Origin of the sequence: Kitasatospora sp. NPDC056651 (assembly GCF_042792155.1) — a bacterium.
In the GTDB taxonomy this organism is placed as follows: Bacteria; Actinomycetota; Actinomycetes; order Streptomycetales; family Streptomycetaceae; genus Kitasatospora.
In genome coordinates this window covers 1-15,841 of the sequence record NZ_JBHTWX010000094.1, presented here as the reverse complement: position 1 = coordinate 15,841, position 15,841 = coordinate 1, and the positions used below count along the sequence as shown (strand labels likewise).

The window sequence follows — 15,841 nt, the reverse complement described above, 5'->3', positions numbered from 1 at the left end:
TTCTGTTTTGACCGGGCTTGTTCGAGGCGGCGTGCGATGGCGATGGTGCTTCGTGGCGTAGATCACGGGGTCGCTCGGGCCGCTTCGGAGGTCGCCTGGCTGAGGCGGGCGTGCGAGAACTGCCGTCGATGGGCAGGTCAACGGCTGTGTGGTGCAGGTCTCTTCGGGTCTTCTGCGGGCTGTTCGTCAGTCGGGTGGTGGGGGAAGGCCGTTGAAGTCGGTCGGGGCTGGTGTGAGGCCGTCGTAGTGCTCGACGGCGGGTGTCGTTGTGAGTTCCGGGGTGGTGGTGCGGAGCCAGTCCTGGATGGTCCGCAGGTTGATCATGAGGATCATCAGGGCGAGCAGGATCGTCTGGGCGACGCGTCCGTGGGCGAGGCGCTTCTTGGGGTCGGCGATGTTGATGTGGTGGCCCTTGACGCGGCCGTTGACGGCCTCGTTGTGGGCGCGCATGGGCTTGTAGGCGTCGCGCCATGCCGGGCCGAGGTAGTGGCGGTCCTGGCGGAGCTTGTCGATCTTGCCGAGGTCGCCGGGACGGACCGTGATCGTCGGTTTGCGGCAGATCCGCGGCAGGTCCTTGGCCGGCGGTGGTCGCAGGCGTTCGGCGGGGGCGATCTGGACGCTGGGCTTCGCGGAGAGGTGGGCCGCGGTGGAACGGGCGCTGGTGAGGTCGACCACCGTGGGCGGTCCGGCCTGGGGCCGGTGCGCACGGTTGAAGCGAGGACACGTCACGGAGGGGGACGGGCCGGCGGCGGGGCACTGGAGGCGGACCGTCCCGTGCCGGTCGGGACCCTGCTTGCGCTTGAGGAAGTAGGGCTCCCGGGCTGCCAGTCGCTGCCGCAGCTTCTCGTCGGGATCGCGGACGGTCTTGTCGTCGAGCCCAGTGGTGGCATTGGCGAGGGCCTCGGGCACGAGCGGGCAGGCGAGGGTGCCGTCGACGAGGACGGCGCCGAGGTGGCCGCCCTGGATGCCGCGCTGGTTCTGCTTGTAGTCGAGCGCGAGCTGGTAGCCGAGCCGGCGGACGTGCGACTGGAAGTTCTCGGTGGTCTGGTCGGTGTAGGCGCGGTCGGCGGCGAGCAGGCCGATGGGCAGGCCGAGCGGGACGAGGGCCTGGAGCGTGTGGACGGCGTTGGGGCCGATGCGTTTGCCGGGGCTGTCGAGGACGGCGCCCAGGATGAGCTGGGGGTGCCTGCTCGTCCGGGTTCCGGCTGCCGGATGGTTCGCGGGGTGGCGGCGGCTGACTGCGGCCAGGAGGGTTGCGCTGTGCCCGAAGACGCCCTCGGTGCTGCCTCCGCTGAAGTGCCAGCCGGCTGTGATCTCCACCGATGCCAGGCCGCGGCGGTCGCTCCGGGGGTGGTGCCAGGCGGGGAAGGCCGTGGTATCGGCGCCCACGTCGCCGTGCCAGCCCTTGAAGAGACCGCGCCTGTGGGCCAGGCGGACGGTGACCAGGACGAGACGGTCGCTGATCTGCTGCAGGAGGTCACGACGGCGAACGTGCTCGGCGGCGCCGTCCTCCCAAGCCGCGGCGTGGACGGCCGCCTCGGTGAGGGGGAGCCGGCGGCGGCGGTCCGTGCGGGCCGGGTCCAGTGCGGTGGTCAGGCGGTCGAACGACCGGTAGACGCGCTGGCAGAACGCGTTGCGCGCCCATGGGTCGTCGGGCTCGATCTCCGGGACGTTGAGCCAGGCTCGCGTGGTGGGTCTGAGCTGGTCGAGCAGGACCCGGCAGGCGTCGGCCAGGTTCGCGCTCGCGTGGTAGTGCAGCGCCAGCAGCACGCCCACGAGCACGGTGCGGACAGGCAGGCCGTCCGGGCCGGGGCGGCCTGCCAGCTCGGCGTCGATCAGGTCGAGCGCGCCGGAGTGGCGGAGCAGGAAGTCGACCTGTCCGACCTTGGAATCCGGGATCTCGGCGGGCGCGTCGGTGACCGGCCGTGGCCGACGCCGCTGGGCCTTCTCCGTATCCCGCCACGTGCGGGGAAAGGTCACGCCGTCCTGCCGCGCAGGAGCCGGGCCGCGGTGGCGTCGTCGAGCGGCGGGACGAAGTGCTGGAAGCGGGCGAGTGACGCGGCGGAGGCGAGCCCTGCGGCCCTGGCGATCAGATCGTGGTCGATGCGCTCGCGCATCAGTTCCACGATCCAGCCGGCCCGCAGGCGGCCGACCGACAGGGGCGGCAGGCCGTCGGTGGGCTGGTGCAGGTGAGACCAGGAGCCGATGAGGTTCTTCGCGTAGGGCTTCATGCGCCGCGGCCGGAACAGGTAGCGGCCGCCAGCCTCCTCGGCGAGGTCGGCCAGGACCTCCTCCCACTGAGCGCGGGCGGCCACCGGCGAGCGCTCGATGCCCGTGTGGACCAGTGGATGCCCGCGGCCAGGCCGCCGAAGGTCCAGACCCCTGGTGGCGGCCACCTCCCTGGGCATCAGCCCGTAGCCGGCGCCGAGCCCCAGCAAGGCGAGCGCGTCGGTTCGCTGCTGTCCGCGCAGGCGCGAGGCCCAGTCGCGAAGCCCGGCCAACTCGTCGCTGTTGTAGGGCTCGTGAGGATTGGCGGGAGCGTGCAGCCTGGGCGGGACGGGCTCGCCCCGGTCCGTCCAGGCCAGTGCGTCCCGAACGCGCCGCAGCCAGGTGCGGTAGGTCTGCACCGATGTCGGTGCGAGGACACCCGCCCGGGACAGTACGAACGCGTCGATGACCTCGCCCCGCAGCCAGGTGTCCGGATCTCGCGGCAGTCCGCTCTCTTCGGCCCACAACGCCAGGCCGGCCGTGGCGTGCAGAAGCCGTTCCACGTCGTAGGGCACGGCCGTGGCCGTCGCCGTGACGACGGACCGCACGAATGGCGCGACGTCCTCCCATACGTCCGGCGCCTGGCGGGGCCGGTAGCGGGCGATCTTCGCGGACGTGTCCGGATCAAGGGTCACGGTCCACGAATACCGGCTGGTCAAGCAGCCGTCAGGGGATTGATCCACTTCAACGGACAGGATGGTGTGAGCATGGTTGGCGGAAGCGCCCGCGTGCGCCCCCCACGGGAGATGACCGACGATCCGGAAGCCTGGCCCTGCGAGGCCAGTACGGACGTCGGCGCCGAAACTGTGCGGGAGATCTCCCACCGCCTCGCCAACGTCCTCGCGGATCAGGGATGGAGCCTTCGCCAGGCCGCCGTCGGCTCCGGAGTGAACCGGCAGGCGATCGCGGACCTGCTGGCCGGCCGATCCTGGCCGGATGTCGCCACCGTCGCCCGCCTGGAGAACTTCCTGGACGTTCCGCTGTACCCGCACCGCGTTGAGACGCGCATCGCGCATGGTGAACGGCCTTCCCGCCCCCGGTGACTCGGTCCCGGGAACGACGAAATAGGCCACGCACCCCCCGAGGTCAGCGACCTTGCTCTAACCTCGGGGGTGCGTGAACCAGTTGATAGGGGCCACGTGATGGTTCCGAAGCGGCTGCGACCTCGACGGAACCGGTTCCCTCCTCCCTGCCAGGGGAGGAGGGAACACCTCCAGATACCGGCGCGTCGTTAGGCAGCTCCCTCCGCCGACGGCTCCCCGGAGCGCGCGATTGCGAACACGCCGACCGGGCCCTCGACAGCCTTGCCCTGCTGCACGAGCCGCTTGCACGTCGAGCGGGTCGTCTCCTGAGGTGCCCGACCTTCTTTGCCTGACGCCGGGCGCCCGATGGCCTCGGTGATCTCCCGCACCCTCATGGGCCGCCCCGCAGTGACCAGAACCATGAGGACGGCCTGCATGACCTCACCGGACTGGGCCCCCCGGCGCCCTGCGGAACGGCGTGGCGGGGCTGGCTCGGAGGGCGGCACCGACGAGGGCTCCTCTGCGACGCCGGGGCCAGATTCTTCGGCGGCAGTCGGTCCCGGCTCGGCTGGGTCCTCCTGCGACTGGCCGACCAAGAGCTCAGCCAGGACATCGGCCAGCTGATCCCGGGTGCCGCTGACGCGGGCCAACTCGGACCTCAGTGTGGCGAGCTCGTCCTCCAGCGCCGCTTGCCGCAGCTGCAGTTCCTCGGCCTTCGCGGCGTAGAAGTCAACGGCGATCCGCAGTCCCGGAGCCGCAACAGCCTCATCCGCGCCCACGGCTCCCACGCGCCCTCCCCAGACATCCAACACTCGCCAACCGCAGACATCGTAGGGAATGCCAGGCGTGCCAGACAGCCAAACAGCCAACCATGTCTGGCACTTGGAGAAGCAAACAGCCAGACGGCCAAGCAGCCCAGCCCAGAAGCCGGACAGAGAGACTGCACGGAAACGGTCCAACGATCGGCCTCAACCAGGACGACACCCCTGCCCAGCCCGCACCAGTTGGGACTCCAACGCCCCTGGACCGCTCTGTCAGAGCTCAGTGACATCCTCAGCCGCCATGGACACCCAGCAATTCTGGAACCTGATCGAAGAAGCCCGCGCGCAGGTGCCGGCCCCGGACAACGGCGACGCCGTCGCGCGCCGGGCTGCCACACTGCTCGCGCTTCGCCCAACCGAGGAGATCGTCGCCGCTCAGCAGATCCTCTGGAACCTGATGGCCGAGTCGTACAAAGCCCCGCTCTGGGGCGCGGCCTACATGATCAACGGTGGTTGCTCGGACGACCTGTTCGACTACTTTCGTGGCTGGCTGATCACGCAGGGCCGTGCGACCTTCGAGAGCGTCATCGCCGATCCGGACAGGCTCGCCGGGCTCCCGGCCGTACGCTCATTCGCCGCCGATGGGATCGACATCGAGTGCGAGGAAACTCTGAGCATCGCCTGGGACGCTTACCAGGAAGTCACTGGGAAGGAACTTCCCGACGGCGCCTTCACCATCCAGTACCCGGCTCTCGACCCGAACTGGGGCTTCGACTTCGCCGACGGCGACCAGCTGAGCCGACGCCTGCCGTGTCTGGCAGCGTTGTACTCGGGCTAGAGGCTCACAAACGGTCGGGCCTCAACTGAGGCCAGGCACGGAACACTGGGAGCGCACACCAGCACGGCGGGTTGCGGCGTCCTCGCCCTCACCGAATGTGGCAGAGAACACGGTCACCCCGCTGGAGCGCTGCCGGCGTGAACATCCGCCCAAGACAGGTGAGAGATGGCCCACGTTGGAGGGCTCGGGAAACGATCTTCAGCGGCCCGGGAAGCGATCATTGCTAGGGTGGAATCGGCCCAGGTCAGCCCTACTTGTGAACACCCCACCCAACGGACCGGCTCCGGCCGGTCGACGAAGTCCCCCCGGGAGTCATCTCTCGGGGGGACTTCGCGTTTCCGGGGGCCGGCTCGGATCCGGCGGCGCCCGGGGGGCGGCCGTGGGGGAGATCACATCGTGCACCCGGGCCCGTTTCTGACGCGGTCTGGGCCTCGGAGGGGCCGGTCGGGCCGGTGGGCCCGGGCCCTGACGGAGGAACGATCCGGCGGCCGCCCGGCCGGGGCCCGCCGGCCGCCTCCGCCGTTCGCGGCCGTGCTCCCCGTGCCGGGCACCCGGATCGGCCCGGGTGCCCCGCGCGGGCGGCCCCGGGAAAACCGGAGGGGCCGGCCGGAACGACGTCCGGACGGCCCCTCCGGGGGTTTCTCGGGGCGCGCCTCAGGGGCGGTCCGAGCCGGCGTAGTGGCCGCCCGGGTGGGAGCCCTGGGACGGGACGACGCCGTGGTGGCCGGGCCGGTGACCGCGCGGGTGCCGGGTCAGGTTGTAGCCGAGGACGCCGGCCAGCGCGGCCAGGCAGCCGCCGCCGATCGTCCAGTACCAGCGGCTGTTCCAGCCGGAGAACCAGCCGGTGTACCAGTGCTCCTCCTGCGCCACCGGGGCGGCCGCCTTGGCCGTACTGGCGCCGCCGCCGACCGGCGGGACCAGCGGGGCCTTCAGCTCGCCGCCCTCCGGCTGGGCGTTGTCGGCGTCTCCCTTGGCGGCGACGTGCAGCCGGACCGAGGAGGCCAGGCCGAGGTCCGGCTGCGGGACGTCGTTGACCGACAGCCGCACGTAGTAGGTGCCGGGCAGCGGGTCGCCGGACCAGGGCTCGGCCCAGGTGCGGACCTCGCGCAGGGTGCAGTCCAGGGCCAGCGTGGTCGCGCTCTGCTCGGCGGTGGCGTTCTGGGTGCCGGCCGTGCACGACTGGCGGCGGCGCAGCCCGTCGAAGACCTCGACGGACCAGGTCTGCGGGCCGTGCCGGTCGGCCGAGGGGGCCAGGTCGACGGTCAGGCCGACCGTCGGGGTCTGGCCCTCGGAGGCGCCGAACGCCCAGTAGAGGTAGTCGCCGGTGGAGGCGGCGACCTTGGCGTCCTGGCCGGGGGAGAGGTTGACCGCGGTCAGGAAGGAGGTGCCCGCCTTGGTGGCGGGCGCCGGGGTGCCGCTCGCTCTGGCCGACGGGGACGGCGAGGCGGCCGAGGCCGCCGGGGCGCCCAGGGCCAGGGCGGGCAGCAGGGCGAGGGCGGCGAGGGCGCCGCGGATCGTCGTACGCATGGTCAGTTCTCCCGCCAGACGGAGATGCGCCAGCGCGCGATCCAGCCGAAGACCAGGCCGAAGGCCAGGCCGGCCAGGGTGAGGGTGAGCAGCAGGATCCAGCCGCGGCCGAGGCCCATCGCGGCGCCCTCCGGCGCGGGCGAGGAGGAGGCCAGGTCGACGGTCAGCTCCAGCGGCAGACCGGGGTCGGCCAGGACGCCGGACTGCGGGGCCAGCGAGTTGCTGACGACCAGGCAGACGGTGGTCTCCGGCTTGGCGCTCGACGTGGCGGTCGGGCTCGCGGTGACGTAGCCCTTGGAGTCGTTCGTGGACCAGCGCAGGCCGGTGGAGACGACGTCGGTGCGGCCGCTGCCGGCGTCGGTGCCGCGCACCAGCTCCTGGCCGGCCGCACTGGTGGCCTGGAGCAGCACCCCGTAGTCCCTGGCCACCGGGCGGTCGAGGGCGACGCTGACCGAGGCGCGCAGCTCCTGGCCGGACTTGACCGGGACCTTGTAGACGCGGTGCTCGGAGAACTTCTCGCGGTCGGTGTAGACGCCCGGGGCGAGCACCGGGGCGCTCTCGCACTTGTCGGTGCCGGCGGTCTTGACCGGGGTCACGGTGTAGGTGTCGTTGGAGCGGTCGACGAGCTGCTTCACCTTGTCGGTGAGCTGCTCCTGGGTGCGGACGTCGGTGTAGGTGCCGCCGGTCGCGTTGGCGATGCAGAGCAGCTGCTGGCGGGTCTTGTCGTCGTGGGCCAGGCCCAGGGTGTCGACGACCAGGTGGATGCCCTGGGAGGCGAGCTCGCGGGCGACGTCACAGGGGTCGGGCGGGGTGCAGGTGTCCTCGCCGTCGGTGATCAGCACCACGCGGCGGGTGGTCTCGCCCTTGCCGAGGTCCTGGGCGGCGCCGCGCAGGGCCAGGCCGATCGGGGTGAACCCGGTGGGCCGCAGGGTGGCGACGGCGGTCTTGGCCTCGACCTTGTCGGTCTTGCCGACCGGGTAGAGCTGCTTGGTGTCCTGGCAGCCCTGGGCCTTGTCGTTGCCGGGGTAGGTCGCGCCCAGGGTGCGGATGCCGAACTCGGTCTCCGCGGGCAGCGCGTCGATCACCTCGTTCAGCGACTGCTGGGCCACCGAGATGCGGCTCTTGCCCTGGATGTCCGCTTCCCGCATGGAGCCGCTGACGTCCAGGACGAGGTCGACCCGGGGGGCCTCCTTGGTCGCGGGAGCCGCTCCGGCTGATGGTTCGTCGGCGTGGGCGGGCAGGCCGAGGAGCAGCGAGGCGCCCGTTATCGCCAGGGCCGCCAGCAGGCCGCCGAGCCTGGTCTGTGGTCGTCGTCCGGTATTCACCCGTTGATCCTAGGGAGCATCAGTTCGCCGTGGCGAAACGAGTCCGGATCGTGCCTCGATCCGCTCGGTGGTGAACTCCGGCGTGCGGCAGTGGAATTCGCTCACGCCGGCCTTATCCGGGATGGATAGCCTTCCGGACACAACGGAGCGGAGCGGGGGGCGTGATGGAGTTGGCGGCGGTCGGCAAGCGGTACGGCCGGCGGGGGCGGTGGATCCTGCACGGGGTCGATCTGGCGCTCGGGCCGGGCGAGTTGGTGCGGATCGCCGGGCGGAACGGGAGCGGCAAGTCGACGCTGCTGCGGCTGGCCGCCGGGATCGAGCGGCCGAGCACCGGGCGGGTGCGGCGGCCCGGCCCGGCGGCGTACGTGCCCGAGCGCTTCCCCCCGGCGCTGCCCTTCGACGCCGCTTCCTACCTGCTGCGGGTGGGCCGGGTGCACGGGCTGTCCGCGGAGCGGGCGCGGCTGCGGGCCGGGGAGTGGCTGGACCGGTTCGGCGTCGCGGACCGGGCGGGCACGCCGCTGAGCCGGCTGTCGAAGGGCACCTGCCAGAAGGTCGCGGTCGCCCAGGCGCTGCTCCCGGAGGCGCGGGTGCTGCTGCTGGACGAGGCCTGGACCGGGCTGGACCCGGAAGCCCGGGCGGTGCTGGACGAGGCGGCGGCGCAGCGGGCGGCGCAGGGCGGCACGGTGCTGTTCGTCGACCACGACCCGGCCCGGCTGGCCGGGCTGACCAGCGCGGCGTACCGGGTCGGCGCGGACGGCGCGCTGCGGCGCGTCGAGGAGGAGGCGGTGGAGCCGGTGGCGGACGGCCCGGTGATGGAGGTCGAGGTGGACGTCCCGGACGGTGCCCCGCTGCCCGCGCCGCTGCCCGGCTCGCCGGAGGTGACCGCGCTGGCCGGGACGGCGGTGCGGCTGGCCGTACCGGCCGCGCACTCGGACGCGCTGCTGCGCCGGCTGCTGCTGGGCCGCCCGGCGGTCCGGGTGCTCGCGGTGCGGCGGCGGGCGGAGGGCGGGCGGTGACGGCGCGGGTCGGTTCGCTCACCCGGTACCACCTGGAGCTGCTGCTGCGCTCGCACGCCTGGCTGCCGCCGTTCCTGGCGTACGCGCTGCTGCTGGTGATCGGGGTGTCGGCGGGTGATCCGCTGCTGGGCGGCCTCGGCTTCGGCGCGGGGGTGCTGCTGCCGGTGAGCGCCTGGTACGTGCGCAGCGTGCTGAGCGCGGAGCCGCCGGCCTCCCGGGCCTGCCTGGTGGCGGCGGTGGGGCCGGTCCGGGTGCACCTGGGCGCGCTGCTGGCGGCGCTGACGGTGTCGCTGGTGCTGGCGGTCGGTCAGGTGGCGGCGGTGTGGTGGACCAGCGGGCCGGTGGCCGACGCGGGGGCGCGGCAGGATCCGGGGGCCGGGGCGGCGGTGTCGGCCGGACTGGCGGCCTCGGTGGTGTGCGCGCTGCTGGGGGTGCTGGCCGGGGCGCTGGCCAACCGGCCGGTGCTGTTCCACGCGCAGTACGGCATCCCGGCGGCGCTGACGCTGGCCACGCTGCTGCTGGTGGTGCCGGCCTCGCCGGCCAACGCCGCGGTGCGTGTCCTGGTGTCGGCGGCCCGGACGGGTGAGGTCGCGGTGCCCTGGGGGAGCCTGCTGGTCGCGGTCGTGCTGCTGGCCGCGGCCGGTGGCGGGGTGGCGGCGCTGGCGGGCCGGCGGCCGGAGTGAGGGCGGCCGGGTGATCCGGGCAATGGCGGACACACCGTAGCGAATAACCAGTACATATGGATAACGCTCGTTAGGGTGCGAAATCGGGACACGGGCGCGGTTTCTCCGCGTTCGGGCCCATCGCCGCTCCCGTCGGGGCGGACCGGCATCCGTCGCCGGTCCGCCCCGATCGGCATCCCCCGGCCGGCGGCGCCGGGCCCTTCGCTACCCCAGGACGGTCCGTGGCGACACCCTCCGCCGTGCCGAGATCCGCCGCCGGGCCGAGCCGGCCGGTGCCGACCGGGCGCACCACCGAGCTCGTCCTGGTGGTCGGTGCCGTGCTGACCGCCGTGTTCGGCTACGTCGAGGTCGGCGTCAACCTGGACGGGCACGTCCCGGCGGACGCGGCCGGCTACGGCGCCGTGCTCGGTGCGGCGGCCCTGGCGGCGCACGCCGTCGTCCGGTGGCGGGCCCGGTACGCGGACCCGCTGCCGCTGCCGATCGCGGTGCTGCTGAACGGGATCGGACTGGTGGTGATCCACCGGCTGGACCGGGCCACTCCGGGGCGGGGTGCCGCCGCCACCCAGCTGCTCTGGTCGGCGCTGGGGGTGGCGCTGTTCATCGCGGTGGTGCTGCTGGTGCGCGACCACCGGAGGCTGCGGCGCCACGCGTACCTCGGGGCGCTGGTGGCGCTGGTCCTGCTGGTGCTGCCGATCTTCTTCCCGCCGGTGTACGGCTCCCGGATCTGGATCGTGATCGGGCCGCTCTCCTTCCAGCCGGGGGAGTTCGCCAAGGTCCTGCTGGCGGTGTTCTTCGCCGCCTACCTGGCGGAGCACCAGGACGCGCTGGCGCTCACCGGCCGCCGGGTCCGGGGTCGGCAGCTGCCGCGCGGGCGGGTGCTCGGGCCGGTGCTGCTGATCTGGGCGGCGTTCGTCGGCGTCCTGGTGCTGGAGACCGACCTCGGCACCTCGCTGCTGTTCTTCGGCCTGTTCGTGGTGATGCTCTACGTGGCGACCGCGCGCACCGGCTGGGTCGTGATCGGCCTGGGCCTGGCCGCGGTCGGCGCGGTGACGGTGGGCCGGCTCTCGCCGCACGTGCACAGCCGGGTCGCGGACTGGCTGGACCCACTGGGCTCGATCGCGGCGGGCCGGGGCGTCAACCAGATCGCCCAGTCGCTGTTCGCCTTCGCCTGGGGCGGCGAACTGGGCACCGGGCTCGGCAACGGGCACTCGGTGCTGATCGGCTTCGCCGCCAAGTCGGACTTCATCCTGGCCACCATCGGCGAGGAGCTCGGGCTGACCGGACTGGTCGCGGTGTTCCTGCTGTACGCGGTGCTGGTCTCGCGGGGCTTCCGGACCGGCATCGCGCTGCGCGACCCGTTCGGCCGCCTGCTGGCGATCGGGCTGGCCGCGATCGTCGGCCTCCAGGTGTTCGTGGTGGCGGGCGGGGTGCTCGCGCTGATCCCGCTGACCGGGATGACCATGCCGTTCATCGCCCAGGGCGGCTCCTCGGTGGTCACCAACTGGATCATCGTCGCGCTGCTCGTCCGGATGAGCGACATCGCGCGGCGCCCCGCCCCCGGGGAGGCCCGGTGACGCGCGCGCGGCCCGGGGGCGACGGCCCGCGGGGGCTGCCCGGCATCTCGGTCACCGGCCGCCGGGCGGGCACCTTCTGCCTGCTGCTGGTCGCGGCGCTGTGCGCGCAGGCCACCCGGGTGCAGGTGTTCCAGGCGAGGGACCTCGACCGCAACGGCGCCAACCAGCGGCTCACCATCGAGCGCTACGCCCAGCCGCGCGGCGACATCGTGGTCGGCGGCGAACCGGTGACCGGCTCGGAGCGGACCGGCGGCCGGTACGCGTACAAGCGCGGCTACACCGACGGTCCGACCTACGCGGCGGTCACCGGCTTCGCCTCGCAGGCGTACGGCACCAGCCAGCTGGAGGGGACCGAGGACGAGCTGCTGACCGGCACCGACGGGCGGCTGGCGGGCTGGTCGCTCTGGGATGCCGTCGCCCGCCGGCAGAATCCCGGCGGCGACGTCCACACCACGCTGGACCGGGCCGCCCAGGAGGCCGCGATGCGCGGCCTGGGCAGTCAGCGGGGCGCGGTCGCCGCGATCGAGCCGGCCACCGGGCGGATCCTGGCGCTGGCCAGCACGCCCTCCTACGACCCGGGCGCCTTCGCGGGCCACGGCGCCGCCGACCAGGCGGCCTGGAACCGGCTGCAGGCCGACGCCGCCGAGCCGATGCTCAACCGGGCGCTGCGCCAGACCTACCCGCCGGGCTCGACCTTCAAGGTGGTCACCGCCGCGGCCGCGCTGGCGAACGGGGTGGTCACCGACCCCGACGCGCCGACCGGGGCGCCCTTCCCGTACGTGCTGCCCGGCACCACCACGCCGCTGGTCAACGACACCCCGGCCTGCGACCGGGCCGGCCTGTCGCTGGACGCCGCGATGACCGCCAGCTGCAACAGCGTGCTGGGCTACCTCGGGGTGCGGACCGGCTCGGAGCGGATGGCCGAGATGGCCGCGAGCTTCGGCTTCAACGACGCCGGGCTGGAGGTCCCGGTGCGCGCCGCCCGGTCGAACTTCGACACCCGGACGGACGAGTCGCAGCTGGCGCTCTCCTCGATCGGGCAGTTCGACACGGCGGCCACCCCGCTGGTGATGGCGATGGTCGCGGCCGGGGTCGCCAACGACGGGACGGTGATGCGTCCACAGCTCGTGGACAGGCTGACCAGGAGCGACGGCACCACGGTGCGGCTGATGAAGCCGGCGGTGTACAGGCGGGCGATGACCCCGGCGGTGGCCGGGCAGGTGCGCAAGCTGATGACCGACGTGGTGGAGAACGGCACCGGCGGCAACGCCCGGATCGGCGGGGCGGTGGTCGGCGGCAAGACCGGGACGGCCCAGCACGGGGTGGGCAACAGCGGGACGCCGTACGCCTGGTTCGTCTCCTGGGCCGGGCCGGCCGGATCGGACGCGGTGCCGCCGGTGGCGGTGGCCGTGGTGGTCGAGGACAGTGACGCCACCGATGTCACGGGTGGCGCGCTGGCCGCGCCGATCGCCCGGTCGGTGATGCGCGCGGTGCTCGGCGGATGACCGCCGCGGGGCCGCTGCTCCAGCGGCCGGGCGGGCGATGTTCCGGTCACAAACGGTCCAAATTGTGCATTGTTATGCATTCATCCGTACAATGAACCGGTTGGGACTGTTCGTTTGCGATACCGGTGCTTTCGACGGGTACTGCCCCACGTTCGTTCGGTTGGTCCCCGATGACACCCCCGGCAGGGCTGCCAACGCACCCTCCCCCCGCCCAGAAGGACCGCGGTTTTGGCCAGCAACACCCTCGGCACGCGTCTGCTGCGACGCAAGCCCGTCTCGACCCTGATCGCCGAGACCGAAGGCAAGGACGTCCTCCCGGCCGGCGCGCCCGAGGAGGGCGGTCGCTCCGGCATCCACCTGCGCCGCTCGATCGGCCTGTGGCAGCTGTCCTCGATCGGCATCGGCGCCACCATCGGCACCGGCATCTTCTTCGTGCTGAACACCGCCGTGCCCTCGGCCGGGCCCGCCGTCATCCTGTCCTTCGTGATCGCCGCCGTCACCGCCGGGCTCACCGCGCTCTGCTACGCCGAGATGGCCTCCGCGATCCCGGCCTCCGGCTCCTCGTACTCCTACGCGTACGCCACCCTCGGCGAGGGCGTGGCCTTCGGCGTCGGCATCTGCCTGCTGATGGAGTACGGCGTCTCCGCCTCCGCGATCGCGGTGACCTGGGCCGACTACCTGAACAAGTTCTTCAGCCTGGCCTTCGGCTTCACGATCCCCGAGGAGTTCTCCGGCGCGCCGGACGCCACCCACTGGTTCAACCTGCCGGCGCTGCTGCTGGTCGCCATGGTCTGCGTCCTGCTGATCCGCGGCGTGAGCGAGTCGGCGAAGGTCAACGCGGTGATGGTCGCCACCAAGATCGTGATCCTGCTGATGTTCATCGGCGTGGCGCTCACCGGCTTCCACTCCGGCAACCTGACCCCGTTCATGCCGCTCGGCATCGGCGGCGTCCAGATCGCGGCCTCCAGCATCTTCTTCTCGTTCATCGGCCTGGACGCCGTGTCCACCGCCGGCGAGGAGGTCAAGAACCCGCGCCGCACCCTGCCGCTGGCGATCATCATCTCGCTGGTCGTGGTGACCCTGCTCTACATCCTGGTCGCCCTGGCGGGCATCGGCGCCCAGTCGTGGACCAAGTTCGAGGGCCAGAAGGCCGGCCTCGCCCAGATCCTCCAGGACATCACCGGCCAGAGCTGGCCGGCGATCCTGTTCGCGATCGGCGCGATCATCTCGATCTTCAGCGTCACCCTCGTGGTGATCTACGGCCAGACCCGCATCCTGTACTCGATGGGCCGCGACGGCATGCTGCCCAAGCGCTTCGCCGAACTCTCCCCGCGCACCGGCACCCCGGCCTGGAACACCGTCGTGGTCGGCCTCGGCGTGGGCGCGCTGGCCGCGTTCATCCCGCTGCGGGTGCTGGCCGACATCACCTCGCTCGGCACCCTGGTGGCCTTCTCGGTGGTGTCGATCGGCGTGATCGTGCTGCGCCGCACCCAGCCCGACCTGCCGCGCGGCTTCAAGGTGCCCGGCTACCCGGTCGTCCCGCTGATCAGCGTCGGCTTCTGCGTCTACCTGATCACCGGCCTGCACGCCGACACCTTCCGGGCCGGCGCGATCGCCCTCGCCGTGGCCCTGGTGGTGTACTTCGGCTACAGCATGAGGCACTCCCGGCTGGAGCAGCCGGAGCAGCCGTCCGTCCCCACGGACAGCGCCGCCGGCTGACCCGGAGGCGAATCCCGTGTGAAGGGCCGCCGACCGCCGTGGCACCCGGCGGCCCTTTCACGCCAACGCCAGTCCGGTGTCCGTCGTCGTGGCGACACGGCCCGGCCGCCGCCCCTAACCTTCCACCATGGTGAGCACCCGCACGCCCGGCCACTACCGCCCGCGCGGCCGCACCACCGGCCGCGGCGGAACGCCGGCCCAGACCTCCGCGACCGAGGCGTCGTCCGGCCCCGGCCGCCGGCCGCGCGGTTTCTCCGTCCGTCGGCTCCCCCGCCAGCGCGTCGAGAGCACCTTCCCGCCCACGCCCGGTCGACTGAATCCCACCAGACTCGCCACGCTCGCCTCGATGCGGACCGTCCAACTGCTCGGCTGCCTGGTCGCGGCCGGCTGGGCCGCCGCCTTCCCGCTCGTCTCCGACCTGCCCAACCAGCGGATCTGGGGTCTGATCGCGGCCCCCGCCTACGCCCTGGCCGGAGTGCTCTGCCTGACCCTGCCGCGCCGCTTCGCGGCCCGCGCCGCCGCCTCGGTCGCCCTCCTCGGAGCCGTCCTGATACCGCTCGGACTGCTCGCCCTGAACGGCCGCCACCAGTCCGAGGTCATGGTGGTCGAGCGCTCGGCCCACCTGCTGCTCACCACCGGCACCCCGTACCTGCCGCACCCGGTGGTGGTCACCGACTACAACCCGTACCTGCCCGCGATGTCCCTGTTCGGGATGCCGCGGCAGCTCTTCGGCGACTCCAACGCCTTCGCCAGGGTCGCCGGGGACGCCCGGATCTGGTTCGCGCTGGCCTTCCTCGCCTGCCTGCTGGCCGCCTGGCGGCTGCTGCGGCCGTCCAGGGAGCGGGCGCCGCTGCTGCCGCTGGCCATCCTCACCGCCTCGCCGCTGATCGCGCTCGCCCTGGTGGTCGGCGGGGTGGACCTGCCGCTGATCGGGGTCTGCTGCCTGGCGATGGCACTCGCCGAACGGGACCGCACGGTCTCCGCCGGACTGGTGCTCGCCCTGGCCTGCACCCTGAAGTGGACGGCCTGGCCCGCGCTGCCGGTGGCCGTCCTGCTGCTCTGGCGGCTGTACGGGCGGCGGCCCGCGGCCCGGACCGCGCTGATCGGCGTCGGGGTGAGCGCGGTGGTGATCCTGCCCGCCGCGCTGGCCCAGGCCGGCGCGCTGCGCGAGCAGGTGGTGCGCTTCCCGCTCGGGATGACGGCGATCCGCACCCCGGCGGGCAGCCCGCTGCCGGGCAAGGTGCTGGCCGGATTCGGACCGACCGGGCACGCGATCTCGCTGTCGCTGATGACGGTGGCCCTGATCGGGGTGGCGATCTGGCTGCTGGCCCGGCCGCCGGTCTCCGCGATCGCCGCGGCCGACCTGCTGGCCGCCGGGCTCGCGATCGCCTTCATGCTCGCCCCGGCCGGGCGGTTCGGGTACCTGGCGCTGCCGGTGGTGCTGGTGATCTGGCCCCGGCTGGCGGCCCGGCGCTGGAGCAGCCGGCGCCCGGTCCGGCTGTTCCCGGTGCGGCGACGGCCGCTGCCCGCGCTGCCGAGGAGCTGACGACCGGGGGAGCCGGCGAGGAGCTGTGGAGACGCCGCGGCCCGCCCTGCCGGGAGG

General features: G+C 73.0%; 13 protein-coding genes. 8 read left to right on the top strand and 5 right to left on the bottom strand.

Going from position 1 to position 15,841, the window contains the following annotated elements; all coding sequences use genetic code 11:
• Positions 1–186: 186 nt before the first annotated feature.
• Together ACFRAR_RS29060 and ACFRAR_RS29055 are read right to left on the bottom strand one after the other, a co-directional pair.
• Positions 187–1,980, bottom strand: coding sequence for a hypothetical protein (locus ACFRAR_RS29060; protein ID WP_380701468.1), 1,794 nt, complete (start codon positions 1,978–1,980; stop codon positions 187–189).
• The gene (locus tag ACFRAR_RS29055; RefSeq protein WP_380701466.1) at positions 1,977–2,903 is read right to left on the bottom strand and encodes a hypothetical protein; all 927 of its coding nucleotides are present in this window, start codon (positions 2,901–2,903) and stop codon (positions 1,977–1,979) included. Before ACFRAR_RS29055 ends, ACFRAR_RS29060 begins: the two co-directional genes overlap by 4 nt.
• A gap of 111 nt (positions 2,904–3,014) precedes the next feature.
• Between ACFRAR_RS29055 and ACFRAR_RS29050 the strand changes: the two genes are divergently transcribed.
• Complete coding sequence (locus tag ACFRAR_RS29050; RefSeq protein ID WP_380701464.1) at positions 3,015–3,311, top strand: helix-turn-helix domain-containing protein; 297 nt, start codon at positions 3,015–3,017, stop codon at positions 3,309–3,311.
• Positions 3,312–3,499: 188 nt separating this feature from the next.
• Here ACFRAR_RS29050 and ACFRAR_RS29045 read toward each other — a convergent pair whose 3' ends face one another.
• Positions 3,500–4,078 carry a hypothetical protein gene (locus ACFRAR_RS29045; protein WP_380701462.1) on the bottom strand — a complete coding sequence of 193 codons (579 nt, stop codon included), beginning with the start codon at positions 4,076–4,078 and terminating at the stop codon, positions 3,500–3,502.
• A gap of 274 nt (positions 4,079–4,352) precedes the next feature.
• On the opposite strand from ACFRAR_RS29045, the gene ACFRAR_RS29040 reads away from it, so the two are divergent.
• Positions 4,353–4,889 (top strand): DUF4240 domain-containing protein, encoded by a 537-nt coding sequence (locus ACFRAR_RS29040; RefSeq protein ID WP_380701460.1) that lies wholly within the window; start codon positions 4,353–4,355, stop codon positions 4,887–4,889.
• A 654-nt stretch (positions 4,890–5,543) separates the two neighbouring features.
• On the opposite strand, the gene ACFRAR_RS29035 is transcribed toward ACFRAR_RS29040, so the two are convergent.
• Both ACFRAR_RS29035 and ACFRAR_RS29030 read right to left on the bottom strand, forming a co-directional pair.
• A complete protein-coding gene (locus ACFRAR_RS29035; protein WP_380701458.1) occupies positions 5,544–6,416 on the bottom strand; it encodes a peptidase in 873 nt (290 codons plus the stop codon).
• A gap of 2 nt (positions 6,417–6,418) precedes the next feature.
• On the bottom strand, positions 6,419–7,741 hold the full coding sequence (locus ACFRAR_RS29030; protein ID WP_380701456.1) for a VWA domain-containing protein: 1,323 nt from the start codon (positions 7,739–7,741) through the stop codon (positions 6,419–6,421).
• Positions 7,742–7,905: 164 nt separating this feature from the next.
• On the opposite strand from ACFRAR_RS29030, the gene ACFRAR_RS29025 reads away from it, so the two are divergent.
• The 6 genes from ACFRAR_RS29025 (at position 7,906) to ACFRAR_RS29000 (ending at position 15,784) form a co-directional block, all read left to right on the top strand.
• Positions 7,906–8,757, top strand: coding sequence for an ATP-binding cassette domain-containing protein (locus ACFRAR_RS29025; RefSeq protein ID WP_380701506.1), 852 nt, complete (start codon positions 7,906–7,908; stop codon positions 8,755–8,757).
• Positions 8,754–9,440, top strand: a complete 687-nt coding sequence (locus ACFRAR_RS29020; protein ID WP_380701454.1) for an ABC transporter — start codon at positions 8,754–8,756, stop codon at positions 9,438–9,440. The genes ACFRAR_RS29025 and ACFRAR_RS29020 overlap by 4 nt, the downstream gene beginning before the upstream one ends.
• 239 nt (positions 9,441–9,679) lie before the next feature.
• Complete coding sequence (locus ACFRAR_RS29015; RefSeq protein ID WP_380701504.1) at positions 9,680–11,014, top strand: FtsW/RodA/SpoVE family cell cycle protein; 1,335 nt, start codon at positions 9,680–9,682, stop codon at positions 11,012–11,014.
• A 44-nt stretch (positions 11,015–11,058) separates the two neighbouring features.
• Entirely contained in the window at positions 11,059–12,519 is a 1,461-nt protein-coding gene (locus ACFRAR_RS29010) for a penicillin-binding transpeptidase domain-containing protein (RefSeq protein ID WP_380701502.1), read from the top strand.
• 228 nt (positions 12,520–12,747) lie between these two features.
• The gene (locus tag ACFRAR_RS29005) at positions 12,748–14,238 is read left to right on the top strand and encodes an amino acid permease (RefSeq protein WP_380701452.1); all 1,491 of its coding nucleotides are present in this window, start codon (positions 12,748–12,750) and stop codon (positions 14,236–14,238) included.
• Between the two features lie 127 nt (positions 14,239–14,365).
• Positions 14,366–15,784 (top strand): glycosyltransferase 87 family protein, encoded by a 1,419-nt coding sequence (locus tag ACFRAR_RS29000; RefSeq protein ID WP_380701450.1) that lies wholly within the window; start codon positions 14,366–14,368, stop codon positions 15,782–15,784.
• The last annotated feature ends 57 nt before the right edge of the window (positions 15,785–15,841 follow it).

What these genes read in the sequence shown, in the direction of transcription:
- ACFRAR_RS29050 (WP_380701464.1), top strand. Translation starts at nt 3,015, where the DNA reads ATGACCGACGATCCGGAAGCCTGGCCCTGCGAGGCCAGTACGGACGTC.
- ACFRAR_RS29040 (WP_380701460.1), top strand. Translation starts at nt 4,353, where the DNA reads ATGGACACCCAGCAATTCTGGAACCTGATCGAAGAAGCCCGCGCGCAG.
- ACFRAR_RS29035 (WP_380701458.1), bottom strand. Translation starts at nt 6,416, where the DNA reads ATGCGTACGACGATCCGCGGCGCCCTCGCCGCCCTCGCCCTGCTGCCC.
- ACFRAR_RS29025 (WP_380701506.1), top strand. Translation starts at nt 7,906, where the DNA reads ATGGAGTTGGCGGCGGTCGGCAAGCGGTACGGCCGGCGGGGGCGGTGG.
- ACFRAR_RS29000 (WP_380701450.1), top strand. Translation starts at nt 14,366, where the DNA reads ATGGTGAGCACCCGCACGCCCGGCCACTACCGCCCGCGCGGCCGCACC.